The sequence below is a fragment of the Streptomyces sp. SDr-06 genome (genome assembly GCF_003324565.1).
Taxonomy (GTDB): domain Bacteria; phylum Actinomycetota; class Actinomycetes; order Streptomycetales; family Streptomycetaceae; genus Streptomyces.
Map to the genome: position 1 here is coordinate 113090 of NZ_QOLA01000014.1, position 16841 is coordinate 129930.

Annotated in this window: 11 protein-coding genes; 7 read left to right on the top strand and 4 right to left on the bottom strand. The window is 73.5% G+C overall.

The genetic code is table 11. The features are described 5' to 3' along the window. Positions 1 to 63 precede the first annotated feature (63 nt). Positions 64 to 1644, bottom strand: a complete 1581-nt coding sequence (locus DT019_RS25735) for an MFS transporter (protein ID WP_189389922.1) — start codon at positions 1642 to 1644, stop codon at positions 64 to 66. Positions 1645 to 1958: 314 nt separating this feature from the next. Between DT019_RS25735 and DT019_RS25740 the strand changes: the two genes are divergently transcribed. Beyond that, positions 1959 to 2747, top strand: coding sequence for an ABC transporter ATP-binding protein (locus tag DT019_RS25740; RefSeq protein ID WP_114039290.1), 789 nt, complete (start codon positions 1959 to 1961; stop codon positions 2745 to 2747). Next, complete coding sequence (locus DT019_RS25745) at positions 2744 to 5323, top strand: ABC transporter permease (RefSeq protein WP_114039291.1); 2580 nt, start codon at positions 2744 to 2746, stop codon at positions 5321 to 5323. The genes DT019_RS25740 and DT019_RS25745 overlap by 4 nt, the downstream gene beginning before the upstream one ends. A gap of 93 nt (positions 5324 to 5416) precedes the next feature. Here DT019_RS25745 and DT019_RS25750 read toward each other — a convergent pair whose 3' ends face one another. Together DT019_RS25750 and DT019_RS25755 are read right to left on the bottom strand one after the other, a co-directional pair. Continuing rightward, the gene (locus tag DT019_RS25750; RefSeq protein WP_114039292.1) at positions 5417 to 5878 is read right to left on the bottom strand and encodes a hypothetical protein; all 462 of its coding nucleotides are present in this window, start codon (positions 5876 to 5878) and stop codon (positions 5417 to 5419) included. After that, positions 5871 to 6362 carry a SigE family RNA polymerase sigma factor gene (locus tag DT019_RS25755; RefSeq protein WP_114039293.1) on the bottom strand — a complete coding sequence of 164 codons (492 nt, stop codon included), beginning with the start codon at positions 6360 to 6362 and terminating at the stop codon, positions 5871 to 5873. The genes DT019_RS25750 and DT019_RS25755 overlap by 8 nt, the downstream gene beginning before the upstream one ends. A gap of 708 nt (positions 6363 to 7070) precedes the next feature. Between DT019_RS25755 and mfd the strand changes: the two genes are divergently transcribed. Continuing rightward, a complete protein-coding gene (gene mfd / locus DT019_RS25760; protein ID WP_114039294.1) occupies positions 7071 to 10604 on the top strand; it encodes a transcription-repair coupling factor in 3534 nt (1177 codons plus the stop codon). Positions 10605 to 10845: 241 nt separating this feature from the next. Further along, a complete protein-coding gene (locus tag DT019_RS25765) occupies positions 10846 to 11514 on the top strand; it encodes an HNH endonuclease family protein (RefSeq protein ID WP_114039358.1) in 669 nt (222 codons plus the stop codon). A gap of 25 nt (positions 11515 to 11539) precedes the next feature. Here the strand turns inward: DT019_RS25765 and DT019_RS25770 are convergent, their stop codons facing one another. Next, positions 11540 to 12250, bottom strand: a complete 711-nt coding sequence (locus DT019_RS25770) for a hypothetical protein (protein WP_114039295.1) — start codon at positions 12248 to 12250, stop codon at positions 11540 to 11542. A gap of 184 nt (positions 12251 to 12434) precedes the next feature. On the opposite strand from DT019_RS25770, the gene DT019_RS25775 reads away from it, so the two are divergent. The 3 genes from DT019_RS25775 (at position 12435) to DT019_RS25785 (ending at position 16733) form a co-directional block, all read left to right on the top strand. Continuing rightward, positions 12435 to 14486 (top strand): N-6 DNA methylase, encoded by a 2052-nt coding sequence (locus DT019_RS25775; RefSeq protein WP_114039296.1) that lies wholly within the window; start codon positions 12435 to 12437, stop codon positions 14484 to 14486. 139 nt (positions 14487 to 14625) lie between these two features. Continuing rightward, positions 14626 to 15213, top strand: a complete 588-nt coding sequence (locus DT019_RS25780; protein ID WP_114039297.1) for a hypothetical protein — start codon at positions 14626 to 14628, stop codon at positions 15211 to 15213. Beyond that, complete coding sequence (locus DT019_RS25785; RefSeq protein WP_223279749.1) at positions 15210 to 16733, top strand: serine/threonine-protein kinase; 1524 nt, start codon at positions 15210 to 15212, stop codon at positions 16731 to 16733. Before DT019_RS25780 ends, DT019_RS25785 begins: the two co-directional genes overlap by 4 nt. The last annotated feature ends 108 nt before the right edge of the window (positions 16734 to 16841 follow it).

Consider the following 16841-nt stretch of genomic DNA (forward strand, 5'->3'; position numbering starts at 1 on the left):
CGCGGCGCGCCGCCGCTCTGCCCGCGCGGGGTCCCGCCCCCTTGGCCGGAGTGACCCCGCAGGTCACTCCTCGCTCTGTTCCGTCAGGACGGGGAAGCGGCGCGGGGCCAGGAAAAGCAGGACCAGCAGGGACAGGGCGGCCGCGGCGGCGGCGCCGAGGTAGACGTGGTCGACGGCGCTCGCGACCGCGCGGCGCAGATAGTCGGCGGCGTCACCGGTCAGGTCCGCCGGGTGTCGCAGGGCGTGCGACACGGAGTCGAGGTCGCCGGGCAGGCCGGGCATCGGGGCGTGGCCCAGGCGGGCGGCGAGGGTGGTGTTGGCGACCGCGCCGAACAGGGCGGCCCCCACGGACTGGCCGACCTGGCGGCAGAACAGTACGGACGCGGTGGTGGTGCCGCGTTCCGACCAGCCCACCGTCGACTGGACGCCGACGATCAGGGGGAGCTGGAACAGGCCGAGCGCGCCGCCGAGCAGGAGCATGAGCAGCGCGGGCTGCCAGGCCCGGCCGGGGAAGGGCAGCAGCGGAAAGGCGAGCAGGATGAGCGCGGCGAGCGAGATGCCGGTGATGGCGGTGTTGCGGAAGCCGATGCGGGTGTAGACGCGGCTGGAGAGGGCGGCCGACAGGGGCCAGCTCAGCGTCATCACGGACAGGACGAATCCTGCGGCGGTGGGGTTGAGGCCGAGGACCGACTGGGCGTAGGTGGGCAGGAACACGGTCGGCGCGACCATGAGCAGGCCGAGTCCGCCGAGCGCCAGGTTGACGGCGGCGATGGTGCGCCTGCGCCACACCCAGCCGGGTATGACGGGTTCGGCGGCCCGGCGCTCCACGTACACGGTGAGGGCGGCGAGCGCGGCGCTGCCCGCGAGCAGGGCGAGGGAGGGCGCCGAAAGCCAGGGCCAGGCGACGCCGCCCTGGACGAGCGCGGTGAGCAGCAGGGCGCCGGTGGCGAAGACGCACAGCGCGCCGGCCCAGTCGACGCGGGGCCGGACGGCGGGCCCGGGCCGGGCGGGTTCGGTGAAGTGCCGGACGACGAGGTGGAGGGCGACCGCGCCGACGGGCACGTTGATGAGGAAGATCCAGCGCCAGTCGGCGTACGTGGCGAGGAGGCCGCCAAGGGCGGGCCCCGCCACCGCGGAGACCGCCCACACGGTGGACAACTTGGCCTGGATCCTGGGGCGTTCCTTGAGCGGGTACAGGTCGGCGGCGATCGTCTGGACGGTGCCCTGGAGGGCGCCGCCGCCGAGGCCCTGCACGATGCGGAAGGCGATGAGCGCGGCCATGTTCCAGGCGAAGGCGCAGAGCACGGAGCCGGTCAGGAAGACGATGACGCCCGCGACGAGGACGGGTTTGCGGCCGAAGGTGTCGGAGAGCTTGCCGTAGACGGGCAGGGTGACGGTCACGGCGAGCAGATAGCCGGAGAACAGCCAGGAGAAGACGGCGAATCCGCCGAGGTCGCCGACGATCTGGGGGACGGCGGTCGACACGATGGTGCCGTCGAGCGCGGCCAGGGCCATGCCCATCATGAGGGCCGCGACGACCGGGCCGCGTCCGCGTGCGGGGGCGGCCGGAGGGGCGCCGGGTATCGCCGCTTCGGTGCCGGGTGTTCCGTCGGAGACGCTCACCGAAATCCCTTCACTGTGCATGCATATGGGGGACTCACCTTCTCACCCGGGCCTGGAGTCGCGGCAGGGGTGGAGGCGCCCCTGACAGGTACTGGTCCTGGGGGTGGAGACCCCTAGGGGGCGCTCCCTCCTTGGGGGCAGGGCGGGTTCGTCCCGGCGGAGGAGGTGGCGGGGGACCGCCGGTCCTTACCGTGGTCTTACGTCGGGGGGCGCGGCCCGGGGTGGGGAAAGCCCCACCTCAAGACGGTGCCTGGCACCAGGGCGCGGGACCCCGGCGTTCCCGGACACTCAGGACGTACCCCAGCGACTGGCTGGAACTGACCTAGGAGAACACCGTGACAACGGCTGTGACCATTCCCCGGCACGGGGACACCGGAGGACGGACGGCGGTCGCGGCGCGTGCGCGGCAGGTCGTGAAGGCGTACGGGGCGGGTGAGACCCGGGTGGTGGCCCTCGACCACGTGGACGTCGACATAGCCCGCGGCCAATTCACCGCGATCATGGGCCCGTCGGGGTCCGGCAAGTCCACGCTGATGCACTGCCTGGCGGGGCTCGACACGGTGACCAGCGGCCAGATCTATCTGGACGAGACCGAGATCACCGGGCTCAAGGACAAGAGGCTGACCCAGCTGCGCCGGGACCGGATCGGCTTCATCTTCCAGGCGTTCAACCTGCTGCCGACGCTGAACGCGCTGGAGAACATCACGCTGCCGATGGACATCGCCGGGCGCAAGCCGGACGCCCAGTGGCTGGACCGGGTGGTGGAGACGGTGGGCCTGGCCGGGCGGCTGCGGCACCGGCCGACGCAGCTCTCCGGCGGGCAGCAGCAACGCGTCGCCGTGGCGCGGGCGTTGGCGGCCCGGCCGGAGATCATCTTCGGTGACGAGCCGACCGGAAACCTGGACTCCCGGGCGGGCGCGGAGGTGCTCGGCTTCCTGCGCCAGTCCGTCGACGAACTGGGCCAGACCATCGTGATGGTCACCCACGACCCGGTGGCCGCCTCCTACGCGGACCGGGTGCTCTACCTCGCCGACGGCCGCATCGTGGACGAGATGTTCCGCCCGACCGCGGACGCCGTCCTGGACCGCATGAAGGACTTCGACGCGCGGGGGCGGACGTCATGACCGTCCTCAAGACCTCGCTGCGCAACTTCCTCGCGCACAAGGGGCGCATGGCGCTCTCCGCCGTCGCGGTCCTGCTGTCCGTGGCGTTCGTGTGCGGCACGCTCGTGTTCACCGACACGATGAACACGACCTTCGACAAGCTGTTCGCGGCGACCGCCTCCGACGTCACCGTCAGCCCGAAGTCGGCCGCCGGCGACGGGGGCGCCCGCTCCCGGACCGGCAAGCCCGACGCGCTGCCCGCCTCGCTCGTCCAGAAGGTCGAGAAGGTGCCCGGCGTGCGCAGGGCCGAGGGCGGCGTCGGCAGTTCCCAGGTCACCGTCGTCAACGCCAAGAACGAGAACATGGGCTCCTCCACCGGCGCCCCGACCATCGCCTCCAACTGGTCCGACAACGACCACAAGGCGATGGAGATCACCTCCGGGCACGCCCCGCGCGGCCCGACCGAGATGATGGTCGACGCCGACACCGCCGACAAGCACCACCTCAAGCTCGGCGACGAACTGCGCACCATCTCGGTCACCGGCGACTTCACCGCGAAGATCACCGGCATCGCCACCTTCAAGGTGACCAACCCGGGCGCGGCGATCGTCTACTTCGACACGGCCACCGCCCAGCGTGAACTCCTCGGCGCCACCGGCCAGTTCACCCAGATCAACGTCACCGCCGCGGACGGCGTGAGCGACACGCGGCTCAAGCAGGACGTGGCGGCCTCGCTCGGCTCGGGCCCGTACAAGCTGCAGACCGCGAAGGAGGCCGCGGACGCGGACCGCTCCAGCGTCGGCTCGTTCCTCGACGTGATGAAGTACGCGATGCTCGGCTTCGCCGGGATCGCCTTCCTCGTCGGCATCTTCCTGATCATCAACACGTTCTCGATGCTGGTCGCCCAGCGCACCCGCGAGATCGGCCTGATGCGCGCCATCGGCTCCAGCCGCAAGCAGGTCAACCGCTCGGTGCTCCTGGAGGCCCTGCTGCTCGGCGTGGTCGGCTCGGTGCTCGGGGTGGGCGCGGGCGTCGGTCTCGCGGTCGGCCTGATGAAGCTGATGAGCTCCATCGGGATGGAGCTGTCAACCGGCGACCTCACCGTGAAGTGGACGACGCCCGTGATCGGTCTGGTCCTCGGCGTGGTCGTCACCGTCGTCGCGGCCTACGTGCCGGCCCGCCGGGCGGGGAAGATCTCGCCCATGGCGGCGCTGCGCGACGCGGGCACCCCGGCCGACGGCAAGGCCGGTGTCGTCAGGGCCGTCATCGGTCTGGTCCTGACCGGCGCGGGGACCGCCGCCCTGTTCGCCGGAGCCAACTCCTCGAAGGCGGCCGCCGGTTCGGGCCTGCTCGGGCTCGGCGTCGTCCTCACCCTGATCGGCTTCGTGGTGATCGGGCCGCTCCTGGCGGGCGGCGTGGTGCGGGTGATCAGCGCGCTGGTGCTGCGGGTGTTCGGCCCGGTCGGGCGGATGGCCGAGCGCAACGCGCTGCGCAACCCGCGGCGTACCGGGGCGACCGGCGCGGCCCTCATGATCGGCCTCGCCCTGGTGGCCTGCCTCTCGGTGGTCGGCTCCTCCATGGTCGCCTCGGCCACCAGCGAGCTCGACAAGTCGGTCGGCGCGGACTTCATCGTGTCCTCCGGCACCGGTCAGCCGATCGTGCCGCAGGCCGCGGACGCGATGAAGCGGACCCCGGGCATCGAGCACGTCACCAACTACAAGGCGGTGGACGCCCGGCTGACCGCCCCCGACGGCAAGGCGCAGGACGACCAGGTCACCGCCGCCGACCCCACCTACCGCGAGGACCTGCGGCGCAAGACCGTCGACGGCGACCTGGCGGCGGCGTACGGGCCGGGCGCCATGTCCCTCGGCGATACCTACGCCAAGGCGCACGGCGTCAAGGTGGGCGACTCGATGACCGTCGCCTTCAAGGGCGGCGCCACCGCGAAGCTCAAGGTCGCGGCCATCACCTCGGACGACACCAACGTCGACAAGGGCGCGATGTACACCAACATCACGACCGTCGCGCGCTACCTGCCGGCCGACCGGATGCCCCAGAACATGCTGATGTTCGCCAAGGCCGAGGACGGCAGGGCGAAGGACGCCTACGCGTCGCTCAAGCAGTCGCTGACGGCGTATCCGCAGTACAAGGTGCAGAACCAGGCCGACTTCAAGCAGGACCTGAAGGACCAGATCGGCCAGCTCCTGAACATCGTGTACGGGCTGCTCGCCCTCGCGATCATCGTGGCGGTGCTCGGCGTGGTGAACACGCTCGCCCTCTCCGTGGTCGAGCGGACCCGAGAGATCGGCCTGATGCGGGCGATCGGCCTCTCGCGCCGCCAGCTGCGCCGCATGATCCGCCTGGAGTCGGTGGTGATCGCCCTGTTCGGCGCGCTGCTCGGCCTCGGGCTCGGCATGGGCTGGGGCGCCACCGCGCAGCGGCTCCTCGCCCTGGAGGGCATGGACGTCCTGGAGATCCCCTGGCCGACCATCCTGACCGTGTTCGTCGCCTCGGCGTTCGTGGGCCTGTTCGCCGCGCTGATACCGGCGTTCAGGGCGGGCCGGATGAACGTCCTGAACGCGATCGCGACGGACTAGCCACCGGCCGGTCCGCAGCGGTACGCGCACCCCCGCCACCCCGGCGGCCGTCCCAACGGCCGCCGGGGTGGCGTTCTCGCGGGGCGCGGGAGTTCAGCGCACCCGGGTCGCCCGGGTCTGGGTGCCGGTCGGGACGGCGTACGGGAGGGAGGGCGAGGCGGACACGGCAGGAGCGGTGTCGACGGGGGCGGGGGGCGGAGAGGGAGAGTGCGAGGGGGCCGAGCGCGAGGGGGTGCCCGCGGTGTCCGGGACCGGTGTGCGGGGCGCCCGGGTCGGCAGCCCCGGGCCCGGCGCGGTGGACGGCGGGCCGCCGCTCGGGGTGGACGCGGGCGTGACCGGCGGAGCCTGCTGGAGCCGCAGGCCGAGCGCGGCGCCGGACCCGGCGAGCAGGCACACCGCGCCGACGGCGAGCGCGGCCATCGTGCGGCGGCGGCGCCTCAGGCCGCGCTCGGCCACCCGCTCGGCGGGCTCGGGCACGATCTGTCGACCACCTGCCTCGGCCGCCCGCTTCAGGGCGCGGGCCAGCGACTCCTCCTCGGGGCGGAAGTCAGACACCGTGTTCCTCCTCCAGGAGACGGGGCGCGAGGGCGGCCCGGGCGCGCGACAGATGGGTCTTGACGGTGCCGGCGGAGATGCCGGTCTCGTGTGCGACCTGCTCCACGCTCAGGTCGCACACGTAGTGCAGGACGGCCACGCGGCGCTGGCGGTCGGAGAGTTTGCGCAGGGCGTCGGTCAGGGCGACGGTGCCGGGGTCCGGTTCGGGGGCCTGGGCGGGCTGTGTCCGGCTGTGGCGCCGCCAGGCCTCCGCGGCCCTTCTGCCGCGCCGCCACCGGCTCACCGCGAGGCGCCACGCCACGGTCCGCACCCAGGCCTCCGGGCCCGCTCCCGTCTCCAGGCGGGACCGGCGGCCCCAGGCCCGCACGAACGCCTCCTGGACTACGTCCTGGGCCTCGTGGAGGTCGCCGGTCATCAGGTACACCTGTCCGACCAGGGGTTTTACGGAGTGAGCGTAGAAGTCCTCGAACTCCTCGTCGGTCAATGCGGCTCCCGTGGCTGGACAGTTCTCCCGGGTTATACGCCCCGTCCCCCTCCCGCGCCGACACCGCCCCCACCGCGCGGGGCTCCGCCCCAAGGGCGCGAGGTTGCCCCTGCTGGCCGGCACCGACCCTGCCAGGGGCGCGGGGAACGGCGCGAGCAAGCGGGCACGGTCCGCAGGCGCCCTGGGGCTCTGCCCCAGACCCCGGTTCGCGCCTACAGCAGGACGGGCTGAGGTTGCTCATGCGGGCCAGCACGATGCCGCTAAGGGGCGCGGGGAACTGCGCGAGCAACCCCGCATGGTCCGCAGGCGCCCTGGGGCTCCGCCCCAGACCCCGTTCGCGCCTGCCGCAGGACGGGCTGAGGTTGCTCATGCGGGCCAGCACCATGCCGCCAAGGGCCGCGGGGAACTGCGCGAGCAACCACGCACGGTCCGCGGGCGCCCTGGGGCTCCGCCCCAGACCCCGTTCGCGCCTTGAGGGCGCTCGTCCTCAAACGCCGGACGGGCTGAGGATGAGCATGCGGGCCACCACGATGCCGCTAAGGGGCGCGGGGCAGGGCGGGCGCGGGCCGGCGCGATGCCGCTAAGGGGCGCGGGGCAGGGCGGGCGCGGGGCGGCGGGGGGGCGTGGGGCGTCGTACGCTGGAAGCCCCCGGCCCGTACGACGTGTCGGGCGGTTCGCGTTGCCCACTCCCCGGGATGGATGCCCTTCATGAGCCTGCACGGTCTGCTGGACGCCGTTGTACGAGACCCCGCGCTCGCCGAAGCGGTGAAGGCCGCCACCGACGGTCACCGGATGCACGTCGACCTGGTGGGCCCGCCCGCAGCCCGCCCCTTCGCCGTCGCGGGCCTCGCGCGGGAGTCCGGGCGCCCGGTCCTCGCGGTGACCGCCACCGGCAGGGAGGCCGAGGACCTCGCGGCGGCGCTGCGCTCGATGCTGCCCGCCGAGGAGGTCGTCGAGTACCCGTCGTGGGAGACGCTGCCGCACGAACGCCTCTCGCCGCGCAGCGACACCGTGGGCCGTCGCCTCGCCGTGCTGCGCCGGCTGACCCACCCCAGCAAGGACGACCCCTCGGCCGGTCCGGTGAGCGTCGTCGTCGCGCCCATCCGTTCCGTACTGCAACCGCAGGTGAAGGGCCTGGGCGACCTGGAGCCCGTCGCGCTGCGCACCGGCCAGACCGCGGAGCTCGGCGAGATCGTCGAGGGGCTCGCCGCCGCCGCGTACGCCCGGGTCGAACTCGTCGAGAAGCGCGGGGAGTTCGCCGTCCGCGGCGGCATCCTCGACGTGTTCCCGCCGACCGAGGAGCACCCGCTGCGCGTCGAGTTCTGGGGCGACGACGTCGAGGAGATCCGCTACTTCAAGGTCGCCGACCAGCGCTCCCTCGAAGTCGCCGAGCACGGGCTGTGGGCCCCGCCCTGCCGCGAGCTGCTGCTCACCGACGAGGTGCGCGCCCGGGCCGCCGACCTCGCCGAGCGGCACCCCGAGCTCGGTGAGCTGCTCGGGAAGATCGCCGAGGGGATCGCGGTGGAGGGCATGGAGTCCCTCGCCCCGGTCCTGGTCGACGAGATGGAGCTGCTCATCGACGTGCTGCCGCAGGGCTCGATGGCCGTGGTCTGCGACCCGGAGCGGGTGCGGACCAGAGCCGCGGACCTGGTCGCCACCAGCCAGGAGTTCCTCCAGGCGTCCTGGGCGGCCAGCGCGGGCGGGGGCCAGGCGCCCATCGACGTGGACGCGGCCTCGCTGTGGGGCATCGCCGACGTGCGGGACCGGGCCCGCGAGCTCGGCATGATGTGGTGGTCGGTCTCCCCGTTCGCCGCCGACGACGCGGACCTCGACGAGGACACCCTCAAGCTGGGCATGCACGCCCCCGAGACGTACCGCGGCGACACCCAGCGGGCGCTCGCCGACACCAAGCAGTGGCTCGCCGACGGCTGGCGCACGGTGTACGTGACGGCCGGCCACGGCCCGGCCTCGCGCACCGTCGAGGTGCTCGGCGGCGAGGGCATCGCGGCCCGGCTCGACGGCGAGCTCGACGAACTGACCCCGTCGGTGGTCCAAGTGACGTGCGGCGCCATCGACTTCGGCTTCGTCGACCCGTCGCTCAAGCTGGCCGTCCTGACCGAGACCGACCTCACCGGCCAGCGCACCGCCACCAAGGACCTGGGCCGCATGCCGGCCCGGCGCCGCAAGACCATCGACCCGCTCACCCTGGAGGTGGGCGACTACATCGTGCACGAGCAGCACGGCGTGGGCCGCTACATCGAGATGGTCCAGCGCACCGTGCAGAACGCGACCCGCGAGTACCTCCTCGTCGAGTACGCGCCCGCCAAGCGCGGCCAGCCCGGCGACCGCCTGTACATCCCCACCGACCAGCTGGAGCAGGTGACCAAGTACGTCGGCGGCGAGGCCCCGACGCTGCACCGGCTCGGCGGCGCCGACTGGACCAAGACCAAGGCGCGCGCCAAGAAGGCCGTCAAGGAGATCGCCGCCGACCTCATCCGGCTGTACAGCGCCCGCATGGCCGCGCCCGGCCACGCCTTCGGCCCCGACACTCCCTGGCAGCGCGAGCTGGAGGACGCGTTCCCGTACGCGGAGACGCCCGACCAGCTGTCCACGATCGCCGAGGTCAAGGAGGACATGGAGAAGACGGTCCCGATGGACCGGCTGATCTGCGGTGACGTCGGCTACGGCAAGACGGAGATCGCGGTGCGGGCCGCGTTCAAGGCCGTACAGGACGGCAAGCAGGTCGCCGTCCTCGTGCCGACCACCCTGCTCGTCCAGCAGCACTTCGGCACCTTCACCGAGCGGTACGCCCAATTCCCCGTCGTGGTACGGGCGTTGAGCCGCTTCCAGACCGACGCCGAGGCCAAGGCCACCCTTGAGGGGCTCAGGGACGGTTCGGTCGACCTCGTCATCGGCACCCACCGGCTGTTCTCGTCCGAGACCAAGTTCAAGGACCTGGGCCTGGTCATCGTCGACGAGGAGCAGCGCTTCGGCGTCGAGCACAAGGAGCAGCTGAAGAAGCTCCGCGCCAACGTGGACGTCCTGACGATGTCGGCGACGCCCATCCCCCGTACGCTCGAAATGGCGGTCACGGGCATCCGCGAGATGTCGACGATCACCACCCCGCCGGAGGAGCGCCACCCCGTCCTGACCTTCGTCGGGCCGTACGAGGAGAAGCAGATCGGCGCCGCGATCCGGCGTGAGCTGCTGCGCGAGGGCCAGGTCTTCTACATCCACAACCGGGTCGAGTCCATCGACCGGGCGGCGGCGCGGCTGCGTGAGATCGTGCCCGAGGCGCGCATCCAGACCGCGCACGGGCAGATGGGCGAGAGCCAGCTCGAACAGGTGGTGGTCGACTTCTGGGAGAAGAAGTTCGACGTGCTGGTCTCGACGACGATCGTCGAGTCGGGCATCGACATCTCCAACGCCAACACGCTGATCGTCGAGCGCGGCGACAACTTCGGCCTCTCCCAGCTGCACCAGCTGCGCGGCCGGGTCGGCCGTGGCCGCGAGCGGGGCTACTCCTACTTCCTGTACCCGCCGGAGAAGCCGCTGACGGAGACCGCGCACGAGCGGCTCGCCACCATCGCGCAGCACACCGAGATGGGCGCGGGCATGTACGTGGCGATGAAGGACCTGGAGATCCGCGGCGCGGGCAACCTGCTCGGCGGCGAGCAGTCCGGGCACATCGCGGGCGTCGGCTTCGACCTGTACGTACGTATGGTCGGCGAGGCGGTCGCCGACTACCGGGCGCAGATGGAGGGCGGCGAGCAGGAGGAGGCGCCGCTGGAGGTGAAGATCGAGCTGCCGGTCGACGCGCACGTCCCGCACGACTACGCGCCGGGCGAACGGCTGCGCCTCCAGGCCTACCGGGCGATCGCGTCGGCCAACTCCGAGGAGGACGTCAAGGCGGTGCGCGAGGAGCTCACCGACCGCTACGGCAAGCTGCCCGAGCCGGTCGAGAACCTGCTCCTGGTGGCGGGCCTGCGCATGCTGGCGCGGGCCTGCGGGGTCGGCGAGATCGTGCTCCAGGGCCCCAACATCCGCTTCGCGCCGGTGGAGTTGCGGGAGTCGCAGGAGCTGCGCCTCAAGCGGCTCTACCCCCGCACGGTCATCAAGGCGGCCACCCGGCAGATCCTGGTGCCCCGCCCGACCGCCGGGAAGATCGGCGGGAAGCCGGTCGTGGGGCGTGAACTCCTCGCGTGGACGGGCGAGTTCCTCACCACGATCCTGGGGTCCTGAGGCAGCGGCGGGCGGCACGGCGGGCGGCACCCGGGGCGCTGCCCGCCTTTCGTACGCGGTCCATGGGCGCCCGGCGCCCGTGGGTGCGGGCCGCGCCCGGTCCCGTACGCCGGTCGCGCGGTGGTGATCAAGGGCGTAGGGCCGTCCCTTTCGGGACCATTGGCCCGCGGCGGGGCGGGTAGGACTGCCTAGGATTGCCAGGTTCCGCCAACTGCTGCCAGGACGGCCCGCCTTGACGCACATCTTTCGCATCGCCCTGCCCGCGTCCGCTCTCGCGGCGTCCCTCGTCCTGACCGGGTGCGGGGGCGACGGGTCGAAGAAGGGGGCGCCGGGGGCCGGGGGCGCGCCGGGATCCGCGCTCGCGGCCGTCGACTCGCTGACCGTCAAGGGCCGGGCGCCCAAGACGGGTTACACCCGCGACGAGTTCGGCAAGGGCTGGACGGACACCGACCACAACGGCTGCGGGACCCGCGAGGACATACTCAAGCGGGACCTCAAGGACGTGAAGCTCAAGGACAGGTGCGACGTCGCCTCCGGGACGCTCGCCCACGACCCGTACACCGGGCAGTCCATCACGTTCACGCGCGGCGCAAGCAAGGTCGACATCGACCATGTGGTGGCCCTGTCGGACGCCTGGCAGAAGGGCGCCCAGCAGTGGGACAAGCAAAAGCGGACCGAGTTCGCCAACGACCCGCTCAACCTGATCGCCGTCGACGCGAGCGCCAACCGCCGCAAGAGCGACGGCGACGCGGCGACCTGGCTGCCGCCCTACAAGGCGTACCGCTGTCCGTATGTGGCGGGCCAGGTGGCCGTGAAGAAGAAGTACGGCGTGTGGCTGACCGACGCCGAGAAGACCGCCATGAAGACGGTCCTGGCCGAGTGCCCCGACCAGAAGCTCCCGGCGGGCTGAGCCGCCGGGGAGCCGTGAGGGGGCGTCAGGCGGTGACGGAGGCCCTCGGCGGGGCGACCGCGTGGACCGGCTCGTCGAAGTGCGAGAAGACGAGGGTGCCCGGAGTGTCGCCGCCGACGGTGACCATCTTCAGGAGGTAGGGCTTGCCCGACGTCGCCACGTCCATGGTGTAGCTCTCGGCGCCGTCCTTCTCGGTGAGCACGAGGGCGGGGTGGCCGTCGACCGTGGTGGTCGCGCCCTTCTTGGCCTCGGTGTCCTCGCCCTGGAAGCCGCCGACGAAGGTGTTCAGGTCGCAGACCGAGGCGAGGTCCTTGCCGTCCGCGGACGTCGTGCTCGTCTTCGTCCACTTGCCGCCCGCGCCCTGGGGGCGCAGGTAGACCGTCTTGCCGATCTTGATGATGGCGATGGTGTCCTTGCTCTGCGCGATGGTGCCGGTGCAGTCGCCCTTGGTGTCCAGGGAGAGGTCCATCTTGCTGGCGCCCTCCTTGGCGTCGACGACGTCCGCCTTGAGGTGCAGTGAGGTGGCCTGGCGGTTCGCCTTGAGCGCGTTGGTGAGGACCTGGCCGCCCGTCAGGTCCGCGTACGGGCCCTTCGAGGCCGCGGCGGCCGGGCTCGCGGCGGCGGGCGACGCGGGGGTGGCGGCGTTCTTGGCGGAGCCGGGGACCGAACAGGCCGTCAGGGCCGTGGCGGCGCAGACGGTCAGGACGCTGGTGGTGGTGATGGTGCGGCGGCGCATGGCGTGACTCCCCCTGGGGGCGGTGGTGCGGGACGGCGGGTGTGGCGGGGCCGCGCACATCAGAGCAGAGGGTTGTGAACCGAGTCAACACGATGCCCTGAATCGTGATTGTTCACGCCGTGTATGGAGTGCTTCAGTGGGATTCGGTAGGCTCGGCCGTACGCGGACGAGGGGAGCAAGTCAGGTGCCGGAGCACGCAGCAGAGGTCACCGCTGCCACGATCGCCCGCCTCGCAGGCGTGGGCCGCGCGGCCGTCAGCAACTGGCGGCGCCGGCACGCCGACTTCCCCAAACCGGTCGGCGGCACCGAGACCAGCCCCTCCTTCGCCCTCCACGAGGTCGAGCAATGGCTGCGCGCCCAGGGCAAGTTGGCCGAGGTCCCGCTGCGCGAACGGATCTGGCAGCAGCTCTCGGCCCACCCCGCGGGCGCCGTCACCGCCCTGGTGCACGCGGGCGGCGCCCTGCTCGTCGTACGGGACCGGCCCGCGCGCTGGCGGGAGTTGGCCGTGCTCCCCGACGCCCTGCTAGCCGAACGGCTGCCGGACGTCCTCGACGAGGTGCTGCGGGAGCGCTTCGGCGAGGCTTCGGAAGCGGGGGCGCCACGCTCCGGCCCGGCCGAACTCGCGCCGTCCGTGTCGCTCCTGCGCGGGGCCGCCGAACTCGCCGCCGAGACCGGGGCGCGGGAGGCCTTCGAGTTCCTGCTCGGGCGCCACCTCGACGCCAACCCCCGCCAGTACACGCTCACTCCGCAGGGCCCCGCCGACCTGATGGCCGCGCTCGCCGGACCGGCGGCCACCGTCCTCGACCCGGCCTGCGGCACCGGCACCCTGCTGTGCGCGCTGCCCGGGGCCACCGCCCCGCACGGCCAGGACAACGACCCCGAACTCGCCGCCCTCACCGGGCTCCGCCTCGCCCTCGCCGGCCGCGCCGCGATCCGCACCGCGGCCGCCGACTCGCTGCGCGCGGACGCCTTCGGGGAGCTGGCCGCCGACGCCGTGCTCTGCCACCCGCCGTTCAACGAGCGGGCCTGGGGCCATGACGAACTCGCCTACGACCCGCGCTGGGAGTACGGCCTGCCCGCCCGCACCGAGTCCGAACTCGCCTGGGTGCAGCACGCGTTGGCCCGGCTGCGCGAGGACGGCACCGCCGTGCTCCTGATGCCCCCGGCCGCCGCCTCCCGCCGCTCCGGGCGCCGCATCCGTGCCGACCTGCTGCGCCGCGGCGCGCTGCGCGCGGTCCTCGCGCTGCCCGCCGGGGCCGCGCCGCCCTACGGCATCCCGCTGCACCTGTGGGTGCTGCGCAAACCGGGCGCCACCCCCCGGCCCGCCCCCGAGCTGCTCCTCGTCGACACCGCCGGCATCGACGGTGTCACGGTGGACGGCGGCCGCGACCGGCTGCCCTGGCCCGTCCTGCAGTCCGCCGTCCTCGACGCCTGGGCCCCCTTCGACCGCGACGGCACGGCCGCCGAACAGCCCGGCGTCAGCCGGTCGGTGCCGGTCATCGAACTCCTCGACGACGACGTCGACCTGGCACCGGCCCGCCATCTCCCGCCGCCCGCCGCGAAGGGAGGCGCCGCGGCGCTCGACGCCCTGCGCGACGACCTCGGCGCCACCCTGGGGCTGGCCGTCGAGCTGACCCCGCCGCCCGCCGCGCCCCCCGCCGCGGGGCCCGCTCGCTGGTCGCTCACCACCGTCGGCGAACTCGCCCGCGCGGGCGCGCTGGTGCTGCGCACCGGGGGCGCCGGGACCGGGAGCGGCGGGCCCGCCGTCCTCACCGAGCACGACGTCCTGGCCGGCACCGCGCCCTCGGGCACCCTGCCCGAAGGGCCCGCCGAACAGCCGGTGCTCACCCGGCCCGGCGACGTGGTGGTGCCCGTGCTCGGCGGCGGGGCCGTGGCCCGCGTCGTCGACGACGCCACCGCGGGCGCCGCCCTCGGCCGCAACCTCCAGCTCCTGCGGCCCGAACCGGCCGCGCTCGACCCGTGGTTCCTGGCCGGATTCCTGCGCGGCACCGCCAACAACCGCCAGGCCAGCAGCTACGCCACCACCGCCTCCCGGCTCGACGTGCGCCGCCTGCACCTGCCCCGGCTGCCGCTCGACGAACAGCGCCGCTACGGCGAGCGGTTCCGTACCCTCGCCGCGTTCGAGGACGCGCTGCGCCTGGCGGGACGGCTCGGCGAGCAGCTCGTCCAGGGCCTGCACGACGGCCTGACGGACGGCACCGTCGGCCCCGCGTGAGCCGCGGCGGGTGACGGTTGGATACCGGCCGGGGGATCGCCCGGAGTGCTGTCAGTGGCGCTGTATACGCTCGTGTCCCCGACCCGTCCAGGTCCCGGTCCGCCTCCGCCCCGGGCCCGTCCCAGTTCCAGGAGCAGCGATGCACGGCCCCGGCTATGGACCGCCGCAGCCCGGCCCCTCGGGCGCGGGGGCGATCGTGCTGCGCGTCCTGTTCGCGCTGCTGCCCCTGGTCAGCATCGGCATGCTGTCGTGGACCGCGCCGCTGAGGCTCGCGATCGTGACCCGGCGCGCCGCGCACTGGGTGCTGTTCTGGATCCAACTGGCCGTGTTCGTCTTCTTCTTCGCCTTCATCATGGCCGCGCCCGACGAGTACGACTGGCGGATGGACGTCGGGATGATCGGGCTGCTCACCCTCGCCGTGGCCAGCACCTCGCACTTCCTGTACGCCGACATCCGCCACGCCGCCCGGCCGCCGTTCGCGCCGAGCCCCCACGGCCGGTACGCGGGGCCGGTGGCGTACGGCCCACCGCACATACCGCGAACCACGGCCCCGCACGTCGGCCCCTACGCCAATCCGTACGCCGACACCCCCCTGCCGGGCGCCGCGCCGGCGCCCGTGCCCCCGCAGCCGCACACACCGGGTGCGCCCAGGATCGACCAGGTCAGGGCCGAGCTCGACGAGCTGTCGCAGTACCTGCGCAAGGGGACCGGGAGCGAGGGCCGGTGACCGAGGGGCGGGTCGTCGCCGGGCGCTACGAGCTGGCGGCGCTCCTCGGGCAGGGCGGCATGGGCCAGGTGTGGACGGCGTACGACCGCCGCCTGGACCGCCGGGTCGCGGTGAAGCTGCTGCGCCCCGACCGGGTCGCGGGCGGCGGGGCCGGTGAGGACGCCGAGGAGCTGCGGCGCCGCTTCGCGCGCGAGTGCCGGGTGACCGCGCAGGTCGACCACCCCGGGCTGGTCACCGTGCACGACGCGGGCAGCGACGGCGACGACCTGTACCTCGTGATGCAGTACGTCGAGGGCGCCGACCTCGCCGACCACCTCGCCGAGCACGAACCGTACCCCTGGCCGTGGACGGTGGCCGTGGCCGCGCAGCTGTGCGCGGTGCTCTCGGCGGTGCACGCGGTGCCGATCGTCCACCGCGACCTCAAGCCGCGCAACGTCATGGTGCGGCCGGACGGCACGCTGACGGTGCTCGACCTGGGCGTCGCCTCCGTCCTTGACTCCGACACGACCCGGCTCACGCACACCGGCTCGCCCATCGGGTCGCCCGCCTACATGGCGCCCGAGCAGGCGATGGGCGGGGCGGTCGGCCCTTACACCGACCTGTACGCGCTCGGCGTGCTGCTGCACGAACTGCTCAGCGGCGACGTGCCGTTCGCGGGTTCCACCGCGCTGGGCGTCCTGCACCGCCACCTGCACGAGCCGCCGGTCCCCGTGCGACGGCTGCGCCCCGAGGTGCCCGAGCCCCTCGAAGCGCTCGTCCTGCGCCTGCTCGCCAAGGACCCGCAGGACAGGCCGAGTTGCGCCCAGGAGGTGTACGAGGCGCTCGCGCCGCTGCTTCCGGCGCCGGGCGGGCCCGGACCCGCGGGGCCGCTCGACCCGACCCGGCCGTTCCTGCGCCCGCACGCGCCCTGGCCGGACCGCGCGGCGGCCCCGGCGGCCGCGCCCGTTGCGCCGCGCCCGGACGTGGCGGGGGCGGTCGACGAGGCCAAGCGGCTGCTCGGCGAGGGCCGGATCACCCAGGCCGTCGACATCCTCGGCGCGATCCTGCCCGCCGCGGCGGCCGAGCACGGCGAACGCTCGCCGGTGGTACGCATCCTGCGCAAGCAGTACGCGGCGACGCTGATGGACGACGGCCAGTACCGGCGGGCCCTGCCGGAGCTGCGCCGGCTCGCCGAGGAGCGGGCGGCCGAGGCGGGTCCCGCGGACGCGCAGGCGCTGGAGTTCCGCCACGACGCGGCGCAGTGCCTGGAGCAGCTCGGCGACGCGGCGGCGGCCCTCGCGGAGTACCGCGCGGTGCTGCCGGGCTTCGAGGCGCTGTACGCGGCCACCGACCCGGCCCGCCCCTTCGCCGTCCGGCACCGGATCGGCCACCTGCTGCTCGCGGTGGGCGACCATGCGGCGGGGCAGCGGCAGCTTCAGGGGCTGCTGTGGGATGCGGAGCGGGTGTACGGGGTGCGGCACGCTTATCCCGGCGAGCTGCGGCGGGCGCTGGCGCGCGGGCGGGAGGTTCGGGGGGTGTAGCTGCCGCCCCCCGGCCCTGGCGGCTCCTCGGCCTGCGGCCGGGGCGGCCGTCTCTTGTCCGCGGACCGCAGACGGCTTCTCGCGCAGTTCCTCGCGCCCCTGGCAGGG